Annotated in this window: 18 protein-coding genes; 6 read left to right on the top strand and 12 right to left on the bottom strand. The window is 40.4% G+C overall.

All coding sequences use genetic code 11. The features are described from left to right. Positions 1 to 248 precede the first annotated feature (248 nt). The gene (locus CA265_01580) at positions 249 to 2,135 is read right to left on the bottom strand and encodes an alpha-glucosidase (GenBank protein ID ARS38442.1); all 1,887 of its coding nucleotides are present in this window, start codon (positions 2,133 to 2,135) and stop codon (positions 249 to 251) included. Between the two features lie 275 nt (positions 2,136 to 2,410). On the opposite strand from CA265_01580, the gene CA265_01575 reads away from it, so the two are divergent. Next, entirely contained in the window at positions 2,411 to 3,160 is a 750-nt protein-coding gene (locus CA265_01575) for a hypothetical protein (protein ID ARS38441.1), read from the top strand. Positions 3,161 to 3,175: 15 nt separating this feature from the next. Here CA265_01575 and CA265_01570 read toward each other — a convergent pair whose 3' ends face one another. From CA265_01570 to CA265_01555, 4 genes are read right to left on the bottom strand one after another with little or no spacing between them, the layout of a single operon-like run. Beyond that, on the bottom strand, positions 3,176 to 4,945 hold the full coding sequence (locus tag CA265_01570; protein ARS38440.1) for a hypothetical protein: 1,770 nt from the start codon (positions 4,943 to 4,945) through the stop codon (positions 3,176 to 3,178). Positions 4,946 to 4,948: 3 nt separating this feature from the next. Next, entirely contained in the window at positions 4,949 to 5,263 is a 315-nt protein-coding gene (locus CA265_01565) for a circadian clock protein KaiB (GenBank protein ARS42853.1), read from the bottom strand. Positions 5,264 to 5,265: 2 nt separating this feature from the next. Further along, the gene (locus CA265_01560) at positions 5,266 to 5,556 is read right to left on the bottom strand and encodes a circadian clock protein KaiB (GenBank protein ARS38439.1); all 291 of its coding nucleotides are present in this window, start codon (positions 5,554 to 5,556) and stop codon (positions 5,266 to 5,268) included. Beyond that, positions 5,557 to 7,305: a KaiC 1 gene (locus CA265_01555; protein ARS38438.1), complete on the bottom strand. Its 1,749-nt coding sequence runs from the start codon at positions 7,303 to 7,305 to the stop codon at positions 5,557 to 5,559. It lies immediately after the preceding gene. 450 nt (positions 7,306 to 7,755) lie between these two features. Between CA265_01555 and CA265_01550 the strand changes: the two genes are divergently transcribed. From CA265_01550 to CA265_01535, 4 genes are all read left to right on the top strand, one after another. Further along, positions 7,756 to 8,355 (top strand): hypothetical protein, encoded by a 600-nt coding sequence (locus tag CA265_01550; protein ARS38437.1) that lies wholly within the window; start codon positions 7,756 to 7,758, stop codon positions 8,353 to 8,355. 267 nt (positions 8,356 to 8,622) lie between these two features. After that, entirely contained in the window at positions 8,623 to 10,971 is a 2,349-nt protein-coding gene (locus CA265_01545) for a mechanosensitive ion channel protein (GenBank protein ARS38436.1), read from the top strand. A 229-nt stretch (positions 10,972 to 11,200) separates the two neighbouring features. Further along, complete coding sequence (locus CA265_01540; protein ARS38435.1) at positions 11,201 to 12,313, top strand: Fic/DOC family protein; 1,113 nt, start codon at positions 11,201 to 11,203, stop codon at positions 12,311 to 12,313. A gap of 89 nt (positions 12,314 to 12,402) precedes the next feature. Next, entirely contained in the window at positions 12,403 to 13,224 is an 822-nt protein-coding gene (locus tag CA265_01535) for an MOSC domain-containing protein (GenBank protein ID ARS38434.1), read from the top strand. Between the two features lie 57 nt (positions 13,225 to 13,281). On the opposite strand, the gene CA265_01530 is transcribed toward CA265_01535, so the two are convergent. Then, a complete protein-coding gene (locus CA265_01530; GenBank protein ARS38433.1) occupies positions 13,282 to 16,389 on the bottom strand; it encodes a DUF5107 domain-containing protein in 3,108 nt (1,035 codons plus the stop codon). A gap of 536 nt (positions 16,390 to 16,925) precedes the next feature. Between CA265_01530 and CA265_01525 the strand changes: the two genes are divergently transcribed. Beyond that, positions 16,926 to 17,372 carry a hypothetical protein gene (locus tag CA265_01525; protein ARS38432.1) on the top strand — a complete coding sequence of 149 codons (447 nt, stop codon included), beginning with the start codon at positions 16,926 to 16,928 and terminating at the stop codon, positions 17,370 to 17,372. A 152-nt stretch (positions 17,373 to 17,524) separates the two neighbouring features. Here the strand turns inward: CA265_01525 and CA265_01520 are convergent, their stop codons facing one another. From CA265_01520 to CA265_01495, 6 genes are all read right to left on the bottom strand, one after another. Then, on the bottom strand, positions 17,525 to 19,375 hold the full coding sequence (locus CA265_01520; protein ARS42852.1) for a beta-galactosidase: 1,851 nt from the start codon (positions 19,373 to 19,375) through the stop codon (positions 17,525 to 17,527). Positions 19,376 to 19,739: 364 nt separating this feature from the next. Beyond that, entirely contained in the window at positions 19,740 to 20,786 is a 1,047-nt protein-coding gene (locus tag CA265_01515) for a 1,4-beta-xylanase (GenBank protein ID ARS42851.1), read from the bottom strand. 52 nt (positions 20,787 to 20,838) lie between these two features. Continuing rightward, positions 20,839 to 21,876 carry a glycosyl hydrolase family 43 gene (locus tag CA265_01510; protein ARS42850.1) on the bottom strand — a complete coding sequence of 346 codons (1,038 nt, stop codon included), beginning with the start codon at positions 21,874 to 21,876 and terminating at the stop codon, positions 20,839 to 20,841. Between the two features lie 127 nt (positions 21,877 to 22,003). Further along, on the bottom strand, positions 22,004 to 22,981 hold the full coding sequence (locus CA265_01505) for a beta-xylosidase (GenBank protein ARS38431.1): 978 nt from the start codon (positions 22,979 to 22,981) through the stop codon (positions 22,004 to 22,006). Positions 22,982 to 23,227: 246 nt separating this feature from the next. Beyond that, entirely contained in the window at positions 23,228 to 23,929 is a 702-nt protein-coding gene (locus tag CA265_01500; GenBank protein ARS38430.1) for a hypothetical protein, read from the bottom strand. A gap of 11 nt (positions 23,930 to 23,940) precedes the next feature. Continuing rightward, the gene (locus tag CA265_01495) at positions 23,941 to 25,845 is read right to left on the bottom strand and encodes a RagB/SusD family nutrient uptake outer membrane protein (GenBank protein ARS42849.1); all 1,905 of its coding nucleotides are present in this window, start codon (positions 25,843 to 25,845) and stop codon (positions 23,941 to 23,943) included. Positions 25,846 to 25,861: the final 16 nt, after the last annotated feature.

Raw genomic sequence — 25,861 nt, 5'->3', positions numbered from 1 at the left:
AAATAACTAAAACGATTAACACAATGGATTATCCTACTCATTACAATGGACTATCTTACTATAAAACAGCACGGTAAGCTCAAAAACTTGCAATCTTTATTAGCAGCATAAATGCCAAAGAAAAAACATCCGGTATTCTTAATTTTATAAAGGTTCAAATATAATGGGCGCCCCACTACAAGTAATTTGACAATTACTTATGTTTTTTTTGCAGGTGTAAAACCAAATGGTATCGTAATCGGCTATTTTTATAATGCCCTGAAAATAACAGCCTCTCCACCTTTTGCTTTTAAATCAAACGACAGCACGGTTGAAGAATTTACCTCTATTTTCCTGATCAGAATTTTTGTGGCCGTTTGTAGTGAAGAATCATCGGTATAAATCGTGGCTTCGTATTTTGTTTTTCTGTCTAGAAAATTAAGCGGTAAAGTGAAACTTCTTGATTGATCGGTCATTGTACCCAGGTACCAATCGTTTCCATTTTTTCTGGCTATAGTACCGTATTCACCTATCTTCCCATCGAATACCCTGGTATCATCCCAAACGGTTGGCAAAGCATCATAAAAACTAAGATCAGGTATTTCATCTATTACGGAGGCGGCCGATCCTGCCCCTCCCTTAGCCCTGGGTGCATCAGCAGGACGGTCATACCAATAAACGAATTGCCATGGGCTATATAAACAGATTGCTTTCGCCATTTGCGAGGCATGCGAGCCCATTTGATCTACCCTTGGCGCAAAATAACAATTTGTAGCATCGGCAGCACCAGCCAGCATCCGGGTAAACATGGTGCTTAATGCCTGTTTGCTATCAGGACTTTCTTCATCACCACGCACGCCCTCCTGGGTCATTAAATTCGGATAAGTCCTCGAATAACCTGTTGGGCGGTAATCGTCGTGAATATCCAGCATCAGTTGATGATTTGCTGCTTTTTTGATGGCCTCATGAAGCCATTTCATATTCTGCTGTGAATTTACATTTACAAAGCCATATTTTAATCCTGCCACGCCCCAGGATTTATACAGAGGCAGGATTGTATCGATCTGTTTTGTTAACGCTCTTTGATTGACATAGAGGATTACCCCAACACCTTTGCTTTTTCCATAAGCAATAACTTCCTTTAGATCCAATGGACCTGGAGACCTTGAAGCGTCTACATTTACGGCAAGCGCGCTGGATGCGTTATCATATTCGTGACCATACCAGCCGGCATCAAACTCTATATACTGGAGATGATGTTTGGCAGCAAAATCTATGCAGGCCTTGCCTCCAGCTGTTGTTAAAGTGACCTCGCGGATTACCTTTCCAGGTTTTATCCAAGATACATCCTTCAATGAAGATGGTTTATTTAAGTTTAGTATGAAATAGTTATTTTCTAATAGTCTGCCTGGTGATTCTGCAATCATTACATAACGCCAAGGTGTTGAAAAACTGCTATCAAAAACCGATTTTCCTTTTAGTGCTGCTGTTATCAACAAGCTGTCTTTTGGAGAACGGTCAAATTTCATTTGTGCATAGTCAGTTAAAGCAGCCTCACCCAATGCTACCACACATTTTGGATCGATTTCAATCACATAAGGACGCTCAGTACCGTTTGGTGTTTTGCTCACACGCTCCCTGGTATAACTTGCCTGCGACTCCCTGGCTATCCACGAAGCATGATCCCGGGTAAATTGAAAACCAGTAAGCTCACGGGTAATCGTTACCGGTTTCTTGTTATCGATGTTATATTGAAAGGCCAATCCTTCATTATATAAGCGAAAATCCATCGAAAAAGAACGAAAAGGTTTTGTATTCTCCTTAAACCGGATGGTTAGTCCCCTATAGTGATCAGCATATATATTTTTCTCTCCGTAAACCGGTTTCCAGGTATCATTCACTAGTTTTTGGCTAACTGAAACAATTTCCAGATGAGCAGACAAAGGATCTTCTCCTTCAAGTTCAAGCCCAAGCGGTGATGCAGCGATTATTACACTTCCCTGAAACATAACACTATAGTTTAATGCAGATTTATTATGCATTTCTGTATTGAGGGTCACCAGTATTTTTTTGTCCGGGCTCAAAATCTTAACTTCTTTTGCCTGTACAAACCGGCTTAGTGTTATCAAAAACAGTATGGTAAGAAACTTATTCATGTTATTTTGTCTGTGCGATCGGGATCAACATTTAATTTGTATGGTGGGTTAGCGGCGAGCAATGAAGCCTCAATACCGTATTACGATTTCTTTAAACAGATGGGTTTTCTGGTTGGTTTGGATGATTTTCATGTCAATAAGATATTTGGCCAGCTCAATGATAACAAATCTGCAGCTAATTTCTAGATAATATTGGATGTGGAGCATAAAATTTGATTTTCTCCGTTTCATTCTATAAATTGAGGCGGAATCTTATCCAAACTCCATTAACCGTTATGAAAAGGTATCTTTTTATTATCCTTTTAGCCATCTCTTTTTCTGTACAGGCACAGTCTAATGCAGGCAATTACAAATACATTATCGTGCCCGAGAAATTCAATTTTTTAAAGCAGGTTAATCAATATGGCTTAAATACCCTGACCAAGTCATTTTTTGAGGAGAAAGGTTTTACGGTATATTTTGATAATTCGGAGATACCTGAAGAAATTGCAGGCGATAGATGCAAGGCCCTGATTGTAGAACTGCAGGAAAACAACAGCATGTTTGTGACCAACCTTACGCTTTTGCTTAAAGATTGTAAGGGCGCTGTAGTGATCAAAAGCAAGGCAGGCAAAAGCAGGGAAAAAGAATATGAAACTTCGTATAATCTGGCGCTGAGAGATGCTTTCACCTCCTTCAACGATTTTAAATATATAGCGGGCAACCCGACTGTGGTTACCAGCCCGGCACCAGCCACGGTAAATACAGCAGCTAAAACCGCCCCTGTACCCGTTAATGAGCCAGTAGCTGTCAAAACAGAACAACAAGAAGGATTATTATATGCACAACCCATCAGCAATGGCTATCAACTGATAGACGCGACGCCTAAAATTGTAATGACCTTACTCAAAACTTCAGCAGAGGATTGTTATATTTCGAATAATGGGAGTGCAAATGGCGTCGTTTTAAAAAAGAATGGAAGCTGGTTTTTCGAGTACTACAAAAACAATATTCTTGTTTCGGAGAAACTATCAATTAAATTTTAGTGCTATGATTTAAGCCTAAAGGTTTATGGAAGAATTAATTAAAGGCAAGCTAAAATAAAAAACAGATCCCTTTCCTATCTGGCTTTCTGCCCATATCTTCCCGCCATGTCTGTGAATAATCTCCGCAGACAGATAAAGTCCTATTCCAAAACCGGCAACAGTGCTCATCCGGTTACTTTCTACCCGGTAAAACCGTTCGAAAAGCTTTGGAATATCGTTTTCATCTATTCCCATTCCATGATCCTTAATCCGGAATACGGCAGTCTCACCTTCAAGATAACAGTCTACACTTATTTCACTATCCACAGGTGAGTATTTCACCGCGTTGCTGATCAGGTTATTAACCACATGTCCAAGCTTGTCTCTATCCACGCTCACAAAAAACCCTGGCTGGAAGGCAAATTTTATGTTATGGCTGTTTACTGTGGCCATATATTCTTCAAGCACTTCTTCAAGCAGTACAGACATTTCTACGGGCTGAAAATCCATCAACATTTTGCCTGACTCCAGACGTGACAGGTTAAGGAAACCATTGATCATGCTTGTCATTTTATTCACCTGGCGTTCAGCTCGCTGCAGGGCTTTATCTTCAAAGCCATTCTGATTACCTCTGGCTTTCAGTTGCATAACCTGGATATAACCTTTCATGGAAGTAAGCGGTGTTTTAAGTTCGTGGCTCACCATTGCAATAAAGTCATTCTTCCGCTGTTCATCGCGTTTTTGATCTGTTACATCCATCAGCACGGCATAAATGCTGTCAAAATCGCCATTACTGCCTTTTTTAGCCTTGCCAACTATTCTTACCCAACGGCGCTCGCCTGAAATAAGCTGCCTGATCGGATAGGTATAATCCAATGGTTTTCTAAGATTGATACAATCCTGAAAAGCCTGCTCGAGATCGGAAAGGTATTCGGTATCAACGCAAGCCAGCACCATTGCCCGGTTCACCTCTTCTTCCAAAGGCATGCCGCAAAGTTCCCTGAATCTTTGTGACACTTCTGCCCGTCCTGTTTTAATATCCAGGTTACAACTACCCAGCTCAGCGGCATCGAAGGCCGATTGCAGGTTATCTTCACTTTCCTTTAAGGCGTGAAGTGCATCATTGAGTTTATCGTTGATTTCTGTCTGAAGATCATTAACTGCCGCGAGCTCTTCATTGATCGCTTCCAGTTCTCTTGTCCTTAGCCTAACGGTATTTTCAAGATTTTCATTAAGTTCATCAGCCGTTCTTCTTGCTGCTTCAAGCTCCTTATTCCTGGTTTCTAAAAGCAGTTGGTTTTTCTTCAACTCACTCAGATCAGTAACAATGACACTTAGCGCGGTACCTTCATCAAGATTAAGCACTTTCAAAGAAAGCTGTACGGACAAATAGATGCCTGAACTGCTTATAATATTGATTTCTGCCTTAGTATCTGCCTGCCAGGCACTATTAATCAGCTCTTGTACAATCGCCTGGTCTTCTCTTGAAAAAAATGTCAAAAAGTTTCGGCCGATAACTTTTTCTAAAGGTAGTTCTAAAAGCCTGGCCAGCTGCGAATTGCAATACAATATCCGAGCAAACCCATCAAGGGTGAGTGCGCTTTCGGTCATCTGTTCGATAAAAATCCGGTAGGTATGATCAGCACTCTTGAGCGTGAAGAGCTGATGTCCATCTTCACCATTTACAATCAGGGCATCAACTTCCCCCGAGCGGATGGCCTGGATGATATCGTTCGCTTCTTCCAGCTGGAGACGAAGTTCCTCATAGGCACGTTCAAGCTGAATATGTTCACTTGTCTTCTGCATAATTTAATACCTGATACCCAAGCCCTTCAATACTTTTTCACGATCGGAACAATCACCGATAAGCTTTCTGGTAGGAAGAGGAGATTTTTTGATCAACATTGGAATGGCGGTAACGTCCTCATGCTGTACCAGTAAGGGTTGCTGATGTGCATCAATAATATCCAGCTCGTACCTGCCGGCAATAAATTCCTCGCAGATTGCACGGATATTAACAATGGCCCTTGCGGAAACCGGTGATGCACCTGCAATGAAAAGCCTAAGCGAAAAAAATTCTGCGCTTGGGGTACTATCTGGATGATCTGGATTTCCTGTAGACATCATTAATTATTAACCTTTGTACGTATATCCAGTCCCACTAAAACCTTTTCCTCATTTGAAAGGTCACCTATAATTTTGCGAACGGGTTCAGGCACTTTTTTCACCAGTGTCGGAATTGCAAATATCTGATCACCTTCAGCCAGTTGTGGTTTTTCCAAAAGGTCGATCACCTCAATGCTATATTTTCCCTTCAGATGTTCTTCGCAGAGCTTCTTCAGGTTTTCCAGTGCCGCTACCGATTTACTCGTTTTACCGGCTACATACAGCCGGAGTTCGTATGCTTTACCCACTATTTATTTCTTTTTTTTATTTCTATTTTGTTCTTCTCTACCCGTATTTCCCCTGCGCATGTCGGCAATTTTGCTTATGGTTTCGCCCATAATCTGTTTTTTTAAGGCCTCCTCTACATAAACTTTATTAAGCTCTTCTTCTGCAGATTCATATTCTGACCTTAAACTTTCAATCTTTGATTGCAAAACTTTCCGCTTACGTTCCAGTTCACGGTCTTTCCGGCTGACTGCCTGTGCATGGATCACTTCACCGGTTTGTTCTAGCAATACCCGTGCCTCTCTTGCCGATCCGGTAAGCACACCATCCTCGGTAAGATATACGTCCATCAGGTTAAGCCCCTGATCGGTAATGACAAATTCCCTAATCTGATTGGAATGTTTCATGCCCCTTGATTTCATGATATACAGGCCTCTGTTTCTTTCCCCATTACTCTCGATATCCCGGATCAATAACCATGCATCAACAAGCGAAGATACACCCTCGTCGGTTTGTTCGTTCACGATAGTATTGAGGGTAAGTGCGGTAAACATTACCGTAATCTGCTCAGCCTGTAGAAAGTCGATCAGACGCACAAGCATGGTTTTCACCTCACTTACAGATCCTATCGTGATCAGGTTAGTGATCGGATCAAGCACAACCACGGAGGGTTTGAATTTTTTGATCGCCTTGTGAATTGCCACCAAATGCATCTCCAGGCCATATAAAGTAGGGCGTGAAGCATAAAACTCCAGGGTCCCTTTGGTTACATGTTTTTGAAGATCAACACCAATAGAGCGCATGTTCCTGATAATTTGTTTTGGGGACTCTTCGAAAGCAAAGAAAAGACATTTTTCGCCTCGCGCACAGGTAGAATTGGCGAATGTGGCCGCTATACTGGTCTTGCCCGTTCCAGCCGTACCTGAAACCAATATACTGCTTCCTTTATAAAAGCCAGAATTTCCCAGCATTTTGTCAAGTGCAGGAATACCTGAAGATAAGCTTTTCGAAGAAACCTCATGATTCAGTTCCAAAGAGGTAACCGGAAGTACCGAGATACCTTCATCATCGATCAGGAAAGGGTACTCATTGGTTCCATGAACCGATCCGCGGTATTTTACAATCCTAAGCCTTCTGGTGGAGATTTGGTTAATAATCCTATGGTCAAGTAAAATCACACAGTCTGACACATACTCTTCCAGTCCCTGACGGGTGAGCCCATTTCCACCGCGCTCCCCTGTGATGATTGCAGTAACCCCTTTCGATTTTAGAAACTGAAAAAGCCTCCTGATCTCTGCCCGTAATATTGCAGCGTTGTTTAGCCCCGAAAACAAGTTCTCGATGGTATCCAGCACAACTCTTTTAGCACCTATACTGTCAATGGCATAACCCAAACGAATGAAAAGTCCTTCCAGATCATATTCCCCGGTCTCTTCTATTTCCGAACGGTCGATGTGTACATAATCCAACTTTATTTTCTTATCCTTTTCTAAGCGATCCAGATCAAATCCGAGTGAGGCTACATTCGCTTTAAGTTCTTCAGCTTTTTCCTCAAAAGCCATAAATACGCCGGGTTCGTTATAATCCAGTGCCCCTTTTACGATGAACTCTATGGAAAAAAGTGTTTTCCCAGAACCCGCTTCGCCGCAGACAAGTGTAGGCCTTCCCGAGGGTAGTCCCCCCAGCGTGACTTCATCAAGTCCGGAAATACCAGTAAGTGTTTTAGGAATTGTACCTGATGAGCGCGTTTCCGACTGCTTTTTTACTTTAGCCATTCATTTAAATTTTAAAGCCTAAATCTATTAATTAATTATAACCTCAGATCAGCTCTTTTCAAACAAACAGGGAATATAAAAAAATGTTTGCCACCAGCGCACATATATCCCATCTAAAAGTCGTAGCGCTTTTGAAATAACTTTCACCATAAGTTATCACGGCAGGATGCAAGATTCATCGTTGTACCGCTGATCATTTCAGGTCTGCCCTGCAATTATTGATAGCCCCTATTATTACCATGTTGATCCCAAATCATTGGGAGAATTCTCGCCCGAACCAGAATGATCTCTAAAAACGAACTCCTTTTCGCCCGATTTTTAAACCTGTTCGTCGAGAATTACACTGCGTTGGTATAATTGAGCATTTTCTGCTGCAACGTTTTGCCCATAGTGGCGTCTTATCTACAAAACAATCACAAAATATTAATTAAAAATATAAATAACAGCATTATGAAAACCTCAATCAAAACCCTAACAAAATCAGTATTAGCAGCTATCGTTTTAAGTTCTGCTATTTTCTCAACAAGTGTAATGGCAGGCGAAAAACAGCCAGTTAAAATGTCGGCACCTAAAAACATCAGCCAGGTTATCGTAAGTGGAAATGTAGAAATTACATTGATACAAGGAGAAAAAGAAGGCGTAAGCTACAATGATGATAACACTGGTAAAGTAAAAGTAATCCAGGATGGACATGCATTAAAAATTAGTTCGGCAGATAGAAATACCGCTAAGATTACTGTTTATGTAAACAATATCTACAGAGTACAGGCTTCTGAAAATGCAGTAGTAAAAACAGCTGGTAAATTAGATGCTAAATACCTACAGTTATTCTTAAAAGGAAATGCGGTTGCTGAAATCGATTCAGATACAGAAAGTTTATATACTGTAATTGAAGGCCGTGCCGATTTAAAATTAAGCGGAGCTACAGGAGAACACATCTTAGTAATGGGAAGCACTCCAAAATTGAATCTTGACAGGTTTGCAGCATTGAAAACACAAATGAGCTCTCCAGTAACTGGTACAGAACAAACAGCTTCATTAGCAAAATAAGTTCATCACAATATTAGTAAAGGGCGGCAAAAATATTTTGCCGCCCTTTTTTTGTTGAAATTTTTGTTCAGAAATAAGTCTTCCTTTGGTCTTATCCGCACATAACTTCACCATTGATCTGAAACTGATTTCGCTTTACAGTAAGGCAATTTAAGAAATGGCCAAAGAATGTGGCCGAAGTGATACGCTCAGAAAATCAATTCTAATCCCTATTTTTGAAAACCCATATTTTCAATAAAAGATAATATTCAATACTGCTTAAGCTAGATGATAACACGAAATTCTTTTTACCCGGCCATCCGGAACTCCATATCGTTACTTTTTATCCTGTTTTTTTCTGCTCATGTGTTTGCGCAGCAAGATAAAGGTCAGGATGTAGCTATTCTTTCCGATTCTGCTACCTTGACCAGGGGTGATTATCTCACGCATCTGGAAAAAGTATTTGAAACCGTTAATAAAGTTCCGGTTACTGTTGGCTCTTTTAAGAAACTTAAGCCCATAGAAGCACATTTAACGCAGGATGAAGCTGCACTGGCACTGCTTAAAAGCCGTTTAACACAAAGTGACAGGTCTCCAAACCTGCAAAACCTGCAGATGGACCAAACCCTGCTGGAAGAACTACAAGGCAATAACAAAGATTGTTTATCAGACCTTGATGAATATGAAAAGGAGCTACGGGCTTTAAAAACCGAGATTCTGAACCTGCGTAAAGATACCGTACTGATTAAAATATTTACGGTGCCTGCCATACAGGTGATGTTTAAAGATCAGTTTGCAGAGTTAAAGAAGAAACGGATAGTGATGGATAGTTTATTGAAAACAACTACCTTATCAATTAACAACCTGCAGGCCAGAACCTCTTCTAACCTGATCAATATTAAAGAGTTAATGTACCTGACCGATAGTCAGCTCGATGCGGTGAGCATTAAAGCTTTTGGTAAAGAGCGCCGTTACTTATGGGAATCGGTAAACAAACGGGCCAATAAAAGCATGGGCTTTCGCAGGTTTATCAAAGGAGAGCAGGAAATATCAGGCTATTATTTTGTATATACCCGAAGCAGCCGGCTCTTATTGCTGTTCACCTGTACCATATTTTTCTTTTGGGTATTCTTCAATTTCAGAAGTGTAAAACAGCGTGGCCGTTTAGAAACCCTTGATGGTTTTTCGCTGATCAGTCCGCAGCCTTACCTCATCACCTTTATTATGCTCTTTGCACTGGCGCCAATCTTTGATCTGCGGGCGCCTGCACTTTACATAGAAGCGGTGGAGATTATACTGGCTATTTTGCTCACGGTATTTTTCCGCAAAAAGCTAAGCGCAAAGTTATTTTACTATTGGTGCATATTTGTGGTACTCCTTCTTGCCCCGGTTTTTTTACGCCTTTTGGGTATGCCACCAAGATACCAGCGCTGGCTCCTGCTGTTCCTCACGACCAGTTCGGTGGCCTATGGCATTATGGTATGGAAAATGCTCGATGAGCAAACCAAACGATATAAAATGATCCTGACCACGGGTTTTATTTATGTTGTCTTTGCCATCATAGCTACCTTTTGTAATCTATTTGGCCGCTTTACCCTCACGCAGATTTTTTATTCTGCCGGGGTAAGCTCGCTTTTAAACGCCATATCGTTAACCATCCTGGCCAAAGTATTGGTAGAAGCCTTTTTGCTACAGATGAAAAGCAGCAGGATCAGAAAGGGATTTCCGGAATATTTCGACTGGCAGCCAGTAATTGCCGGACTTAAAAGGCTCACGGGTATTGGCGCTACCCTAATCTGGTTTGTCATCTTTACTACCAACCTGAATATTTTTAACGGGCTGTATGAATCGGTAATGGAAATCCTGACTGAGAAAAGAACGATAGGCAGTTTCTCTTTTACTTTTGGTGGCATTGTATTGTTTTTGGGTATTATCTGGATTGCCAACTTTTTGCAGAAATACATTGCTTATTTCTTTGGCGATACCGGCGATGATAGCTTTGATGATAACAAAGGAGAGCGATCTAAATTACTGGTTACCCGTTTGGTGTTATTAATTGGCGGCTTTTTAATCGCCGTTGCAGCCTCCGGACTGCCAATCGATAAAATAACGGTGATCCTGGGTGCATTAGGTGTGGGAATTGGTTTGGGTTTACAGAATATCGTAAGCAATTTTGTATCGGGCATTATCCTTATTTTTGATAAGACGATCCGAATAGGTGACATTGTAGAACTGAGCAATAAAAAAGGAAGGGTAAAGGAAATCGGCGTACGCGCCAGTACCCTACTTAGCGACGAAGGCGCCGAAATTATTATTCCTAACGGCTCCATTTTATCGAACAACATCATCAACTGGACACTGAGTAATAACCAGATGCGGGTAGATATTTCTTTATCAATTGCCAAACCCTTTAATTCAACTGAAGTGGTAAACCTGATCAGAGAAATTATTGTAGAGAACAGCAATGTTTTTATCAGCAAAGAACCGATCATTATGATCAGCCCGATAAGTAAGCTCAACAGCAATATCAACATTTATTTCTGGTGTAAGGATATTTCTAAAGCTGATCTCACAAGAAGCATGATCAATGCGCAGATATTTGAGGTGTTTGAGCAGAACAACATCGACATTTTATAATCCAAATATTATAGACTAAAAGAATTATAAAGTCAGTAATCTACACCAAATGGCATAATATGTTCATTATTTTTAAAAAAATGAACATATTATGCTTTTCTGTTCAAAATATTACATATTTTTGTGATATGTTCAATATTTCGTAAAATATGAACACATGCCTAAAGTCTGTCCATTAATAATTAATATTATACACATACGCTTAAGGATATAATAAAAATGAACATTTATGGTATATGATAGAACACGTCCTTTCAATGATCTCCCACTCTTACCTCCTTTAGAAAGTATTGAGGAGGATATAGATATTTTAAAAAAATTAGTAACAGCTTCAAGAGCATTGGCTACAACAAATAGCAGCCTTTATCGCCTGCCCAATCCAACAATGTTAGTCAACACTATTGCACTACAGGAGGCACAAACCTCAACCGCGATTGAAAATATATTCACCACAGAAGATGAATTATATAAGGCCGTTTCAGATACGCTTAGAGAAGATAACATTAAGCCCGCAACGAAAGAGGTATTAAGGTACCGGGAGGCACTTTGGGAAGGGTATAAACTGATTGTAATAAACGGAAAAATAGATAAGGATTGTATCATCAGTACATTCAGACAGATTAAAAATACAACGGCAGGTTTCAGGCCCCAACAAAGTTTAACAGTGATCAGAAGAGGGCAAAGTCAATTTAGATCAGGCGAGATTGTATATACCCCACCTAGAGGAGAGGGCATAATTGAAGCAAAAATGGACAATTTGATTGAATATCTAAACGATGATAATAAGTACCCATCAGACCCACTGATAAAAATGTGCATCGCCCACTATCAATTTGAAGCAATACATCCATTCACCGATGGAAATGGAAGAACTGGAAGAATTCTAAACCTTTTATATTTAGTCAACAAAGATTTATTACAACAACCTATATTATATCTGTCCAAATACATTATCCTAAACAAAGATGATTATTACTATCACCTAGGGGTAGTTACCCAGAGAGGTTCATGGAAACCCTGGCTCCTATATATGCTTGATGCTGTAGAAAAAACTGCTGTATTAACTAACCAGTTGATCATAAGTATTCTGAATCAGATGGAAGCTACCCTATCTTATGGAAAATCCAAGATCAAATGGTATAATAAAGAAATTAATGAAGCTATTTTCAGCCAGCCCTATATTAGACCTAAATTTATTGGAGATCTGCTTGGTGTTAGCTCAAGAACGACACTTACTAAATACTTCAGAGAACTTGAAGATGCAAAAATAGTGAGTGCAGCTAAAGATGGTAGAGAAGTATTTTATATTAATGATGATCTTATTCAAATTTTGAAGGGATAAAAGACACTTTAGGCCGTACTGAAGAACAATGACTTTTCATTTGTCCAAACCAGTAGGATAAATCAAAAAAGTGTATTTATCTTTAAAGCATGAACAAGTTTATCCTTTCTGAAATCAATATTTATCCCATCAAATCGCTGGGTGGAATACGCCTTGAAAAAGCGCAACTCGAAGAAAGGGGCCTGCAATATGATAGAAGATGGATGCTTGTTGACGAGGAAGGTATCTTTATTACCCAAAGGAAACACTTTGAACTGGCACTATTGCAGGTAAATATTAGCGATGGTAAATTAACAGTTTCCCATAAAAAATTACCTGAGCAAAGTATATTCTTTTCTTTGGATGAAGATACCGGGGAGCAAATTTCAGTTGTAATCTGGAACGATACCGCTACAGCACTTGAAGTAAATAAAACGGTAAGCGACTGGTTTTCTGATTTCCTGAACTTTAAGGTTAGACTGGTAAAAATGCCTTTAACTGAAAAACGATGGGTAGACCGTGATTATGCTTTGAATGATGAAATAGTGAGTTTTGCCGATGGTTATCCCTGTTTGCTTATCGGTCAGTCTTCGCTTGATGGCCTTAACAACAAGCTAGACCAACCCATTCTGATGGACCGTTTCCGTCCAAATTTTGTTTTTACGGGTGGCGAGCCTCATGTGGAGGACGGTTTTCAAAGTTTTCATATTGGCGAGGTACTGTTTTCTGCGGTAAAACCTTGTGCAAGATGTGTATTAATCACGATCGATCAGCAAACCGGCGAAAAAGGCCAGGAACCATTGAGAACGCTGGCCGGTTACCGTACAGCAGGCAAAAAAATCATGTTCGGACAAAACCTGCTTCATCATCATTTAGGTACAATACGTGTTGGTGATGAATTAAAAGTTAAAGATTGGAAGGAAGCGCATTAACACGCTTCCCTATTCCATAAGCAAATGCAGACCTATTTCATTTGCATTGTGGTAACTTTATTTAAACGGTTTTAGCTTTTCCAGTAAGCGTATTCCCGCATCATCTATGTCGGTTTTCGGCAATTGTTCATTTTCGAATACCTGCAAACACCAATTTATTATTTTATTGTCGGGATATTGTTTAACCTGCCCCTTCAGCCATTTGCTGGCTTCTGCTCTTTTTCCAAGTTTTTCAAGTGCCCAGGCCGTTGCCAGATGATTGGAAGCGATAAAATTATTCACGGTATTCTCAATTTTAGATTTGAACTGAATAATCTTTTGTAAAGAGGCTTTTGCGGCTGCTCGTTTTCCCATTTGTTTATAGCACAGATAACTCATCCAATCTTCTAAACGTTCATCCAGATTTTCCGGATAGGGTTTACCCACCCCTAAGTTCAACGGCCACTTCTTTGCCTCATCAATGAAAGTAATTGCGGTGTTATAATCGTGATGTTGTATCCTTTCAATGGCTTGCATCAGCTCTGCCTCCCGATATAGTTCGCGCCCGATTGTAGCCCCCTCGAACGGCAGGATATTGATTTTTGATAAAAGTTCAGTGCATTTTCGGTAATCCTTATTAAGCAACAGCGCTTTTGCATACAACATACCGATGATATAATTGTCCTGGTGTGCATTGTAATAAGGTTCAATTACCGTCAGCGCATTCTGCTTATGGCTAATGTAATAATCGCCCAATAGTTTAATGTAACGCCAGTCATTTTTATCTAATGCAATTGCCTTTTTAAGATCAGCAAGATCTGAGTTCCCCATTAGCATTGCGGCACGGGCGGCATAAAAAGCTGCAAAGTCTGGCTGATCGCCACATGCGGTAAACAACTTTTTGCTTTCAGTGATGTTATTCCGGTCTTTATATAAAAGGGCAAGGTAATATTTTGGTTTCCAGCTTTTGCTGTTTTGTGTTGCCCATAACAATACTTCGAGGTCTTCTGATCGGAACGGAAATACAAATGCGGGAGAGGTAGCATCGGCCTGTTCTAATAGTAGAGAGGAAGACAATCCTTTTTTATACTGCAAAAATGCCAGCCAATAATTTACCAAAGCATTTGTAGGCGCCAGGTTCAATACTTTTTCACATTCCTCATAACACCCGCTTTTGTAATAACTAACAGCCAATTCTAAAAAGGTTTCGGTTGGCTGCTCATCGCGGATCATTGAAGTGAATGCTGTTTTGTTTTCTGCTGAAGGCTTTGCCAGATATTTTTCGAAACGTGCGAAATGATTAAGTGGATCAAATGACAAAATCGTATCCAATACCGGTTTAGCATTTTTATCTTGATAGCGAAGGGCAATAGCCTGTACTTGTAGTGCAGCAATATCAAAACGGTTATAATCAATCGCTTTGCCTGCATACTCCATTGCCTTGTTCCAGTTTTTTTCTACCAGATATAATTTACCTAAACCATTATAAGCTGCACTTCTGTACTCAATGGACAAACTTGCAATATCAAAACCGTCTTTAGCATCAATTACATTGCCCATTTCTGCATTGATGATGCCATAATAATAATTAGCTGCACCATCATTCGTATCCATACTTAATGCTTTTTTTATCACTTTTAAAGCTTCGGCATACTGCATATTGCGGTACATTAATTCGGCCATTTTAACCAATGCGGGTAAAAAATTAGGTTCTTTAGCTAACGATGATTTTAATTTTTCTGCTGCAGCGGCGTACATTTTCTGATCCATCAGCGCCTTACCCTGCAAATAAAGGCCATAGCCCGAATTCCAGTTAAAATCTTTGGGCGATTCAAGCGGGCGGCTCAGGTTATAGGCATCCGGTTTAGACTCGTAAATCAGCTTATTATCGCCTAAAGTAACAACCAGATCTCCAGGATTCACATCCATTTTTATAGAATCAGTAAAAGTTTTGGATGGGGCGATTGCTATTTTTTTATCATAAATATTTTTCCCTCCCTGCGTCACCTTTAGTGTTTCTGAAATCTGCTGTACAGCACTCAAATAAATTTTAAACCAGCCATTTTCATGTTTCACATTCAATGCGCCATACTCATTGGCTTTTACAAAACCTTTCGTTTTTAAAACAGGATACCAGTATTCTGTCCATAAATCAGCCGCGCCAGGTGAAAAACTTTTATGTTTGAATGGCGTAAAGGTACTCTTATCAGCAGTTTGATTGAATAATCTTCCGGATTGGATTTCGGAGTATTGACCATCTGTATCGGTCAACAGCTTTTCCCATATCATGCCCTGATCTGAGAGTCCCCAGATCCATATCTTTTTACCTGCCTTATCATCGTGACCAGAATATCTTGCAATTCCGAAATCGTCATCATGCCAGTAAGCCCCAAAAAAATCAGTGTATTTGCCAAATACATGGTAAGATTTATACCCACCAAAATTATTGTTATCATAAAAAGAAATGTCTTTACCATTCTCCTTATTTATCGGCCAGTCGCTGTGCTCGCCTTCATGCCCCAGATAATGGGTGCCCGGATAAATGTATTCTAAATTTCCACTCACCTTTATCCCCGTGTTCATCCAATGGTAATAGGGCTGCTCAACAGGTGTTGAATTAAACCAGAAACATTTGGTGGTAAAATATGATTTATCCCGGGGCAGATTAATTTCCATTGTCCAGTTTGTCCGGGTTAGCAGATCCAGTACCCCAATAAAACAGCTTACACTGCCGTCGTCATTTTTTCTGGTCAAATAGTTTACCGGCGTTACCGTGTTAGGTGTATGCCCCATAATGCCATAGTTCGGCTCAATTCCACCACTGGTCCAGGGGCCGCGCATGGCTATATCCCTAAATTTCACCACATGGTTATCGTAAACGAAAGATTTTCCTGTCGATTTTTCAATGGCCGACCATATCTTTCCTCCTATCTCTGGTAAGATGGTCAGTTTTAAATAGGCATTTTCCAGCTCAATAACTTTCCATTCTTTTTGTACGGGTTTATCGGTAAATCCATCGTAGCGGAAATAAGGATAAATGTGGGTAAACGAAGGAATTGGATTAGGATCAGAAAAGGGATAAGTTTTAAATGCCTTCTTATATTCGCGGATACGGGCAGCCTCCTGACCAAAAGCATTGACTGTAACGACACAGATTAAAAATGCGAAGCATAAATATTTTTTCATTGTAACCTTTATGTGATGAAATAACCTGAACCACTATTGAAACATTTCCTGGCTAGCATATAACTAGATCGACTATTTCAAATCGTTAATTCTGACTTGTTTTAAGCCTTTTTAGTTGAACTTAACTAAGATAGAATTTCCTGTTCATTTTATCGTATCAGCAATGAACCGTAGGGATGGTTTTTAGTAATGATAATCTGTAAGGCCAATAGCCAAAATTTAGTCCTTTGAAGTAAGAATATAGCAGCGCATACCTGGAACATCCATATGTGTATTTTGATAATCGCTTGATTAAAGAAAAGAATTCTTCCAAATTGCCATTTTAATAAAAAGTGTAATTTATTTTAGCAATATTTATTTTTTGATTCTATTTACTGTAATCAAGATTAATAAGCATTTGAAAACAAGATTTTGAAAAAATTAAAAGATAATAAGCGCTCTTTTCCTGATTCATCAGAATCTTTAACAGTACGCTACAAAGATGCACAACCCTCAATACTTGACGGAATCGATTTTAAGCAACTTAAAACTACCAAATGAAAAAGATCATCATTATAGCTATTATTTGTATTGGTCTTGCGATGATATCATGGCCTTTCGGCATAGCCATTTATAATAAATCAAACCAAAACTTGAAGACTGCCGAAATAAGATCCCTGCTAATTGGAAGATGGAAATTTTCACACGGAAATTTTAATGGTTCGCAGAAACATAAAGAAATCGATTTGATGCAAGGACAAATATTCGATTTTTCAAGTATTTCGTATCGCACAAATAAAAGCAAGTGGTATTGCTTACCAAACGCTTATTTAATAAACCAAAGTCAGGTTGGTGGTCAGTTTTTTTATTCGTTTGTAGGTGCACAATCGAATCGAAATAGTTTTCGAATACTTTTATTAAATGATAAAGAACTATCAGGAGGTTGGGTTTCACAGCCAGATGAAATGCCAAAACCTGTTTTTTATTTTAAAAAGATGAATTAAATTTTTATCGTTTAACTTATCTGAATTAAGATTTATCTCTAATATTTATAGTCAGAGGAGTTATTTAGTAGGGCCTATTACATATAAGACCGCAGAAAGTTAATGCTGCGGTCTTTTTATTAGCGCTAAATACAAATTGCATTTATAGGAATCTACTTTTTAATTGGAATCCTAATATTGTACAATTTATCATGTAATGCTTTCATCTGTGTTTCCGAAAACTTAATGTCTTTTCGATCATAGGTCATTAATCCATTGGTTTCTACTTCCACATCGGTCGTTTGCGTGTACACGCCGGCAGAAAGTCCTAAGGGGATTAATTCTTCCAAACGTTTCATAAACTGGGCGTATTTGTTAAACAGATCGGTTTTGTTTTTAAAACTCTGATAACCCCAGTTGTTTTTCTGTTGCCAAACATGGCCATCAATAGGCAGGCCAAGTCCGCCAAACTCACCAAGCACAAGCACATAATCTTTCCCAAAATAATCAGGGCTCGGCATAGCCGGATGTGGATAATTATGCAGATCGATAATATCGCCTACCGGATGAAAATTACCTCCACTAGCCGTATTTACAAGCCTTGAAGGATCTTTCTCTTTCGTCCATTTGGCAATTTCTACCGTCTTAAACTGGCCCCAGGCCTCGTTAAAAGGTGTCCATACGACGATTGAAGGCACATTGTAAAGCGCATCGATAATCGCATTCCACTCTTTTTTATAATAGCCTTCAGATTCTGCACTTCTGTTTTGATCTGAGCCATGGTCTAAAATACCCGGACGGTTCTCCCAGCCATTACCCAAATCGCCACTTGGCATATCCTGCCAAACCAGCATACCCGCTTTATCGCAATGGTAGTACCAACGTGCGGGCTCTACCTTAATGTGTTTTCTGATCATATTAAAACCCATTTCTTTGGTTTTATCGACATCAAATTTTAAGGCTGCATCCGTTGGTGCAGTGTAAAGACCATCTGGCCACCAGCCCTGATCTAGCGGACCGTACTGAAAAACAAATTCATTGTTTAACAGCATACGCTGAATACCATTCTCATCTTTGCCCATTGAGGTTTTGCGCATGGCAAAATAACTTTTCACCTCATCTACCTTTTTATTTTTAGCAATCAGTTCAACTTTTAAATCGTATAAAAACGGATTTTTAGGGCTCCAAAGTTTAGGGTTCGCAATTTTTAAATTGATTGCACCGTTACCATCAGCAATCTGCTCAGCGACTTTCGTAGTGCCATCCCATGCCGAAACCTTAACCTGATCGCCAGTACCAGCGCCTGTTAAAAATGGGGTAACCGCTACCGTTTGCTGATCGATATCTGGTGTTATTTTAAGGTGATCGATGTGTACTTTATTTACCGCTTCAATCCAAACGGTTTGCCAGATACCGGTTACCGGGGTATACCAGATGCCTTCAGGCTTTTTCACCTGCTTTCCTCTTGGCTGAGGGCCTTCATCTGTAGGGTCCCAGACCTCTACAGTTAAAGTCTGGTTTCCACTCTTGTTCAGAAACGGCGTAATATTGAAACTGAAAGGATCGAAACCGCCTTCATGTTTACCTACCACTTTACCGTTGATGCTCACGGTACTTCTCCAGTCAACCGCGCCAAAATGAAGCAAAATTTCTTTACCCTTCATATTGGCCGGTACGGTAAAGCTGGTTTTGTACCAGAGCAGGCTATCCTTACCAACGGTTTTGCCCACACCCGAAAGTGAAGATTCTACCGCGAAAGGAACCAGAATTTTACCCTGATTGATTGCCGGTTGTTGCGATTTTCCGGAAATGGCATAATCCCAAAGTCCGTTTAAGTTTTTCCAGTTACCAGCACGCTCGAACTGTGGGCGTGGATATTCTGGCAAAACATTTTTAGGATTAACTTCCTGTGCCCATGGTGAAGAGATTTTCCCTTTTACCATCGACCACGATTTGTCCTGTTGCGCGGAAAGGGATAACGAGAGCCCCAGCAGCGAGATAAGGATGGATACTTTTTTGTTCATTGGTTTAAATTTGTGTGTTAAGGTTGGGTTTGGCAATGTTTTTAATTTAAGCAAAGAATAGTTTCATCCTGAGGGCTTATTTGTTTCATAAAAGTCAATATGAATGACAGCAATTAATTTACGCTTAAAATCCCCATAGTTACCGTCATTTCGAGCGAAGTGCAACGCAGTCGAGAAATCTGTCTAGATAGATCTCTCCATTTCGCTGTGCTACAGTCGAGATGACGACTATTCTATTGGGGTTTATCAATGATAGCCTCTGGAAAGACAAATATTTCAATTTTCAACTAAGGGTCTTCGACTCCGCTCAGACTGACAATAATTTTTATGAATCCATTCTTCGGATCTTCCTACTGAAAAAAATTTATTTGTTATTGAGTTTTTTAATCAGGTTTACCTCATCCAGGCGGTATGGGGTGCCATCGGGCTGAAAGATTTCGTGGAACCACTCAATCGGATCAGATCCATCGGCAAGCGGGGTATCCCAGGCATATTTGGTATTGGTTTTACCCGCAGCAAATCCCCAGTTAATGGCGCCAACATTTTCATTTTTTAGCATAGGCAAAATGTTTGAAAAGCGGCTGTTGCGTGATCGGGCCATATATTCGGTACAGATCAGTGGCCGGCCGCTGGCTTTTAACAGATCAATGGTTCTTTGGTGCCAGTCTGGTGCCTCATAGTTATGGTAGGTTACAATATCTGAGTTGGCCAGCTGTATTTCGTTAAGCTTTTCGAAACCCCAGCTCCACAATCCGATAGAAATCGGCTGATCGGGATTGACTGCTCTTGCCCAGCTGATGGTTTTGGTTAACAAGGGAATGGTAGCCTCTAACTTTCCACTATTTCCGGGTTCATTGTACAAATCCCAAAGTAAAATTCTTTTATCGTGTGCAAAATGGCTAAGTACATCCTTTACATATTTTTCGAGTTCAGGGAAATTGGCTTCTTCTTTAAAAGCAGGATCACCGGGATCTTGCAACCAGCCCGAATTGTGAACACCTGTTTTAGGTGCCGGCTGTTTACCAATGGCTGAAGTTTTATTCCAGCAATCGTCGAAAAAGACAAACATCGGTTTAATACCATGTTTTTGGGTAATGGTTAAAAACTGATCCATTCTCTTTTTAAAACCCTCAGGATCCTGACTCCAGGCCTTACTGAACAAGAATACACGCAGCGTGTTAAAACCAATTCCTTCGGCCCAGCCCAGTTCTTTATCAATCAGATCGGGTGAAAAAGTATCGGCCTGCCACATTTCCAGCTGATTGATGGCATTGGAAGGAATGTAGTTTGCACCTGTTAACCATTTATGTTCCTTGTACCAGGCATTGGCTTTTTCTACTGACCAAACTTTTGCAGGCTCAGTACTTTTTTTTGTTTTTTGCGCGAAACCCAGGCTGATGTTCAAACTCAGTACAGCAAGAAGCGCATAGTTTTTTAAATTCATATCGGTATTTATCTGATTATTATTTATTTCGGTTTGATGGTGAGGTGATGCTCAGTCCTGCTTTTACCGGAGTTCCAAAATTTGGTGTACCATCGGTATTCCAGTTGAATTTTTGGGCACGGGGTGAGCGGAAACCTCCGCAACCCTGACCCGGTTTATCGTTGGCATGATATAGGATCCAGTCTTCTTTTCCGTCTGGCGATTTAAAAAATGAGTTATGACCCAGCGCGTAGATGCTGTCTTTTGGCGACTGCTGGAAAACAGGCTGATCAGATTTTGCCCAGGAAGCAGGATCGAGCAGATTGCTTTTAGCCGACGCGGAAAGCATACCCAGGGCATAAAAATCTGTCCAACAGCCACTGGCTGAATAAATGACAAATATTTTATCTCCATGCGGCAAAAACTGAGGCCCTTCGTTTACATCCACATGGGCTCCTCCACCCAAATCCCCTATTTTTTCCCAGTTAAATTTTGGTGTAGAAATCTTCACTCTTTTTCCTTCTACCGTCCATGGATTTTTAAGCCTGGCGATGAAAATTTCCTGTTTGCCGTTTTCATCACCCTCCCATCCAGACCAGATCATATATAACTGGCCTTTAAAATCGATTACATCCCCATCAATGGCCCATTTATCAGTTGGATCGGCAATTTTACCTTTAAATACCCACTCGCCTTTCATGGGGTCGGCTGAAGCATTTTCTAAAACATACATGCGGTGGTTTTCATTTCTTCCATCATCGGCAGCGAAGTAAGCGTACCATTTGCCTCTTAAAAACATGACTTCCGGTGCCCAGATTTCTTTACTATACATGGTGCCTGCAGGTGCATGCCAGATGGTTTTCCGCTCTGCATCTTTTAAGCCATCTAAGGTTTTGGTTTTCCAAAGATCTACCCGGTTGCCAGTGGTATGGGTATAATAGTAATAACCATCTTTATAATAACTATAAGGATCGGCCCCGGATGGCAATAAAGGGTTGGTAAATGTTTGTGCAGGCAAGCCCACTGCCCATAACAGGCATAAAGTACTCAGCAAATATCTTATTTTCAAAGCGTTCATTTTTAAAGCTTTACATCTTTTATGTTTTTCGATTAGTGGCATTCGCCAATCCTTAAAAAAAGCAATTTCTTCTCTTAAACCGATTCATTTTCATCTCAATATTTCTACAAATGCAATCAATTTAACCCTAGAATGTTTTTGCAACACTTTGCCTTAAAAACCGAAAACTTTCAGCGTCGATTTGCATATGGTAGCGATCATTTTTATCTTTTACAAAAGCCGCTTTGACAACAGCGGTTGCCCTCGGCGATACCTTGTGGTTCGTGTAATGGGTATGAAATACATACTGCAGCTGACCACTTTTATCCGTAAAAAAATCTCCGTGACCGGTTCCGTTTAGCTGTAAGGTCTTTTTGCTGATGATCGGATTGCCTGTATATTTTAACCAAGGTCCTGTAGCTGAGCCTGAAGTAGCATAACCCACGGCATAATCCGGATTCCTGAAATCATTTGCGGAGTAAAAAAGATAATAAAGATTGTTCTTTTTTAGAACCGTTGGGCCTTCGGTTACCGGCCAATCGGTTTTTGCCGTATTTTCCCAGGGCTCAGTTCCTGATAAACAAAATTTTGTTGTTTCAGGGATTACATCTGAAAAATCATGCTTCAGTTCTGCTACAAAAATCCGGTTACCCTGATCAAGCTTTACATGATAGAGGTAGTTTTTTCCATCGGTATCGGTAAATACAAATGGATCGATCTGTTTCCCTATACCTGATATTGCTTTTAATTCTTTCTGAACAAAAGGACCTGTTGGGCTATTACTATGGGCAATAGCAATCTGTTCATCAGCGGTATAAGCCATGAAATAGGTTTTACCCTTTTTAAATACCTGTGGTGCCCAAAACCCTTTAGTTCCAAAGGCATCGCCCTTTTTTAAGGCAAATCCCTTATTTTTTCCGGCCGGTTTAGTCCAGTTTTTAAGATCGCGGGAAGCATAAACCATAAAGCCTTCATCGCCGCTGGTACCATATAAATAGTATATACCCTTGTCTAAAAAAATAGTTGGATCGGCCAGGTAAATGGTATCGTTTAATTGCTTGGCAAATGCGTTTTTACCAATAGAAAATACGAAGCAGTATAAAAAAAAGGCAAAAAGATATTTCATTTAATCATGATTAATTAAAGGTAAGATATTGATATCAATAATATTTCGATTGATCGTCATTCCCAACCTGCGCGGGAATGACGAAACTTTAAAGTATAAATATCAACTTAAGAGATCGTCATTTCGAGCGGAGTGCAACGTAGCCGAGAACCACGTAGTGCTCAGCGAAGCTAAATCTATTAGATCTCTCCATTTCGCTGCGCTACAGTCGAGATGACGATTTTTTTTTGTGGATACTGTCATTAACTAAAAATTTATTTTAGTAACAGGCGTAAAAATAAGGTCGTCTACTCCTGCAATTTTAACCCCTATTCTGGCAAAAACATAATTTTGTGCCGGTACAATCGTAGGGATATTTACACTCATATTTAAGTTATTCAGGTCGGCAATTGCCGTTCCGGTGAGTTGTTGTATTGCCAAGTTATTGCCTCCGTCTACAAACTGTGTTTTATTGATATACAGCGATACACTTTCTATATCCTTTGCATTGGCATCGGTGATGATTTTTTCCAGTTTGCAGAATCCATTCACTTTGCCGGAAGCGGCAGTTAAGCTAGCACCGCGGATCATGTAATAAGGCATGACTTCAATATCCATTACCTTGTTCCCGCTAATGTTTACCGCCAGGGTATCCTGTTTACCTGCGGCATTCTTTTTCCATAAAAACGGACCCTGGTTGGGTGAGAAAACTAGTTTATAGTTCCCATCGAATAATTTAGCTGAATAATTACCATCCTGACTTACATTTACGTTAAGTGCGGAGTAGTTACCAAAGCCTGACTGCCAAAGTTCGAAGTTTACCTGGCCGTACTGAACATTAATGGCTTCGCCCTTGTATACGATCCTGCCTGTGAAATCGGCTGCAGGTGCCTCGTAATTATCCTTTTTACAAGAGGAAAAAAACATGGCTATAATTGCCCCTATGATGAAATAAAATCTATTTTTCATGTTATATATGATTATTGATTAGGGTTTCTGATAATTTTCGGATTGCCGTTAAGTACATCCTGCCCGATAGATGAGTAGTAATTACCGATGCGGAAGCGGTGTGCCGCGGTAACACGGCTGGGTTTAATGACCTTAAAAATATACTTCAGGTGATTGGCATTACCCGGGTTGTAGTATTTATATGGCCACAAGCCAAACACCTGTGTACTGGTGCGCGTTGCGCTTCCAATATTGGCTGCATTGATAAAATCGGCGGCCGACATGTTGTTGCCGTTCCATACCTTGTCGGCCAGCCTCCAGCGTTTCATATCCCAAAGCTGATGTCCTTCAAAAGCAAATTCTACTTTTCGTTCGTGTACGATACGGTCGAAAGTAATATTTGCCGGACTTAATGCAACGGTTAATCCTGCACGGTCTCTTACCGGTTTGATATAATTGGCTGCTGTAGCGGCATCACCCAGTTCAAAAGCGGCTTCGGCAGCATTTAACAATACTTCTGCATAACGGTAGCGGATCCACCATACATCGCTCCGGGTCCCAATCTGGCCCGAACCTGTAGCAGGATCTAAATATTTACGCACGTAAAAGCCTGATTGCGCACTGAATTCTAAACCATCAACAGGGCCATCTCTTCCCACCACCTGTACCGATGCCGGATTATCTGGCAGTACCTCTTTTTTGCTCTGCCCGAAATTATCTCCGGTAATGATGGTACCATTGGCTAATTGGTAGCCCGCCCAGATGTCTACCGTTTTCCCTTTAAACTGTGTTCCAGGGAGAATTACCGTTCCGGCTAAACGCGCATCGCGGTCAGCAAAAATATCTGTGATGTTAGTATAATAAACCGGATTTCCACTGCCATCAACCGAAGCCAAAGAGGCATAGGTATTATCCAGTTTTTCGAAAGACTGAACCAGATTTAATGATGGGTTTAATCTTCCACCTTGTGCTTCTTCGGCAGAAGAACGCGGCTGGTTATCGATGGTAAAACCATGAACCTTATTGGTTTTCAATTTAAAATCTTTAGCAAAGATCACCTCCGGATTACTGCCTTTATCGGTAAAAAGGGCCGCAAAATTATCGGATAGGTTTGGGTTCTTTTTGTAAAGTGAATATTTACCGCCATCGATAATTTCTTTTGCCGCATTTAAGGCTTTGGTAAAATAACCATTAGCCATTGCCGCAGGAATGCCAACCTCTCCACCCGGAAGGCTTAATTGAGCATTGCTGTATTTGGCAATCGAACCAGCGTATAAAGCAGCTCTGGATTCCATGGCCAGCGCCGCAGCTTTTGTAGCCCTGCTCTGGATGGTCGCATTATCAGGAAGTATGGTTTTAATGGCTTCCAATTCTGAAATCACAAAATCATAAATTTCTGATTCCTTAGCCCTTGGATATTGCAGGTAACTTGGATCGCCGCTATAATCGTAGGCCAGGGGAACTGTAATCAAAGGAACACCGCCCATTCTTTTTACCATCTCGAAGTATACACCAGCCCTGATAAAACGCGCTTCGGCTAAAAAACGGTCGCGGTCTTCAGCTTTTAAAGCGGTCGCTTCCTGCCCGCGTTTAATAAACAGGTTCAGGTCATTTATGAGCCTGTAAACGCCCATATCCCAGTATCTCCAGGCATCATATCCGTATTCCAAATTCTGGTGGCGACCATAGTCACCACTTGCTGAAGCAAAACCCTCATCAAAATCGGCAAAAAGCCACCACGATTCGATGCGCTGAAAATCAGGGTAACGATCGTACAGATCACCAACTACGGTAAGCACCAGATTGGGGTCTTTCCATACCGCATCAATGGGTAAGGTACTGGTGGGTTGTTTATCTAAAAACTCAGAATCTTTTTTACATGACTGCGCAAAACTTAAACATGCAATGGCAGCAAATGTGTATATATATTTTTTCATTTGATTAGTCGTTTTC

It is taken from the genome of Sphingobacteriaceae bacterium GW460-11-11-14-LB5, assembly GCA_002151545.1.
Taxonomy (GTDB): Bacteria; Bacteroidota; Bacteroidia; order Sphingobacteriales; family Sphingobacteriaceae; genus Pedobacter.
The sequence above is the reverse complement of the archived record's forward strand: the minus strand, read 5'-3'. Positions and strand labels throughout refer to the sequence as shown.

What these genes read in the sequence shown, in the direction of transcription:
- CA265_01530 (ARS38433.1), bottom strand. Translation starts at nt 16,389, where the DNA reads ATGAAAAAATATTTATGCTTCGCATTTTTAATCTGTGTCGTTACAGTC.
- CA265_01545 (ARS38436.1), top strand. Translation starts at nt 8,623, where the DNA reads ATGATAACACGAAATTCTTTTTACCCGGCCATCCGGAACTCCATATCG.
- CA265_01575 (ARS38441.1), top strand. Translation starts at nt 2,411, where the DNA reads ATGAAAAGGTATCTTTTTATTATCCTTTTAGCCATCTCTTTTTCTGTA.
- CA265_01520 (ARS42852.1), bottom strand. Translation starts at nt 19,375, where the DNA reads ATGAACAAAAAAGTATCCATCCTTATCTCGCTGCTGGGGCTCTCGTTA.
- CA265_01505 (ARS38431.1), bottom strand. Translation starts at nt 22,981, where the DNA reads ATGAAATATCTTTTTGCCTTTTTTTTATACTGCTTCGTATTTTCTATT.
- CA265_01540 (ARS38435.1), top strand. Translation starts at nt 11,201, where the DNA reads ATGGTATATGATAGAACACGTCCTTTCAATGATCTCCCACTCTTACCT.
- CA265_01525 (ARS38432.1), top strand. Translation starts at nt 16,926, where the DNA reads ATGAAAAAGATCATCATTATAGCTATTATTTGTATTGGTCTTGCGATG.
- CA265_01580 (ARS38442.1), bottom strand. Translation starts at nt 2,135, where the DNA reads ATGAATAAGTTTCTTACCATACTGTTTTTGATAACACTAAGCCGGTTT.
- CA265_01495 (ARS42849.1), bottom strand. Translation starts at nt 25,845, where the DNA reads ATGAAAAAATATATATACACATTTGCTGCCATTGCATGTTTAAGTTTT.
- CA265_01565 (ARS42853.1), bottom strand. Translation starts at nt 5,263, where the DNA reads ATGTCTACAGGAAATCCAGATCATCCAGATAGTACCCCAAGCGCAGAA.
- CA265_01535 (ARS38434.1), top strand. Translation starts at nt 12,403, where the DNA reads ATGAACAAGTTTATCCTTTCTGAAATCAATATTTATCCCATCAAATCG.
- CA265_01570 (ARS38440.1), bottom strand. Translation starts at nt 4,945, where the DNA reads ATGCAGAAGACAAGTGAACATATTCAGCTTGAACGTGCCTATGAGGAA.
- CA265_01500 (ARS38430.1), bottom strand. Translation starts at nt 23,929, where the DNA reads ATGAAAAATAGATTTTATTTCATCATAGGGGCAATTATAGCCATGTTT.
- CA265_01555 (ARS38438.1), bottom strand. Translation starts at nt 7,305, where the DNA reads ATGGCTAAAGTAAAAAAGCAGTCGGAAACGCGCTCATCAGGTACAATT.
- CA265_01510 (ARS42850.1), bottom strand. Translation starts at nt 21,876, where the DNA reads ATGAACGCTTTGAAAATAAGATATTTGCTGAGTACTTTATGCCTGTTA.
- CA265_01550 (ARS38437.1), top strand. Translation starts at nt 7,756, where the DNA reads ATGAAAACCTCAATCAAAACCCTAACAAAATCAGTATTAGCAGCTATC.